The organism is Inquilinus limosus MP06 (genome assembly GCF_000767795.1).
Lineage (GTDB): Bacteria > Pseudomonadota > Alphaproteobacteria > DSM-16000 > Inquilinaceae > Inquilinus > Inquilinus limosus_E.
The window spans coordinates 1-948 of the sequence record NZ_JANX01001073.1 but is presented as its reverse complement, the minus strand read 5'-3'; the positions used below and the strand labels follow the sequence as shown (position 1 = coordinate 948).

Genomic DNA, 948 nt, shown 5'->3' with positions numbered 1-948 from the left:
ATGTCTCAGCACCGCTTGGCGGCATCGGCCGCCGGTTCGTCAGAATCGGAGATCAGCTTGGTCTTGAGGATCTGCAGGTCGCCGATCAGCCGGGCCATGACCTCGGCCGGCAGCCGGGCGCTGTAGTCGTCCTGCCACTGCGCGATCAGGGCCTCGAGCTGGTCGACGATCGGCCGGGCGGGCGGCAGCAGATGCAGCGAATGGGCGCGCCGGTCGTTCGGGTCCCGCCGGCGCTCGACCCAGCCCCGGGTCTCCATCCGGTCGATCAGGCCGGTGACCGTCATCTTCTCGACGTCCAGCAGCTCGGCCAGGCGCGCCTGGGTGATGCCGGGGTTGCGGTCGAGCATGATCAGAACCCGGTACTGCGGCCGGGTGAGATCGAGACCGGCCGCGCGCACCCGCTCGTCGAAGCGGCGGCGCAGCAGCTGATCGAGATCCTTGATCAAGGTGTAGAGGCTGACGAGAGGCTTGATCTCGCTCATTGAGGACTAAACGACCTGACTGTAAACTGCCTTACTATATGGTCCCTGACCGACACCGGCAAATGATGGACCCATCGCGGCGGCGCAGGGCTGCCGATAGGAATTCGCGCAGCAATGGGGAGTGTCAGCCCCTCAGCGCAGCCACACCCGCGCCGTCGCCGTCGCCCCCGTGGCGTCGATCACGGTGATCTGGGCCGCGCCCGGGCCGGGCGGCGTCCAGTCGGCGTCGCGCTTCAGCGGCGAGGACGGGATCGGCCTTCCGTCGACCATCCACAGGAACGGCCGGCGCCCGCCGGTGGCGACCAGGGACAGCGAGCCGAAGCGGTCGCCCTCATGCGGCCGCTCCACCGCAGCACCATCGGCCGGGAAGGCGATCGCCAGCGGATCGAGCCCGGCCAGCGACGGCAAAGGCGCCAGCGACACCGGGCCGGCCGCCAGCCGCTTCAGCCGCGGCGGCAGGTCCTCC

At 69.7% G+C, this 948-nt stretch carries 1 protein-coding gene and 1 pseudogene; both read right to left on the bottom strand.

Annotation, left to right across the window (positions count from 1 at the left end; genetic code table 11):
• Positions 1-5 precede the first annotated feature (5 nt).
• Positions 6-482, bottom strand: a complete 477-nt coding sequence (locus P409_RS35265; protein WP_034849778.1) for a MarR family winged helix-turn-helix transcriptional regulator — start codon at positions 480-482, stop codon at positions 6-8.
• Between the two features lie 132 nt (positions 483-614).
• Positions 615-948, bottom strand: a pseudogene (locus tag P409_RS35260) (penicillin-binding protein 1C); the annotation flags it as partial.

Coding starts and splice junctions, on each gene's coding strand:
- P409_RS35265 (WP_034849778.1), bottom strand. CDS start 482: ATGAGCGAGATCAAGCCTCTCGTCAGCCTCTACACCTTGATCAAGGAT.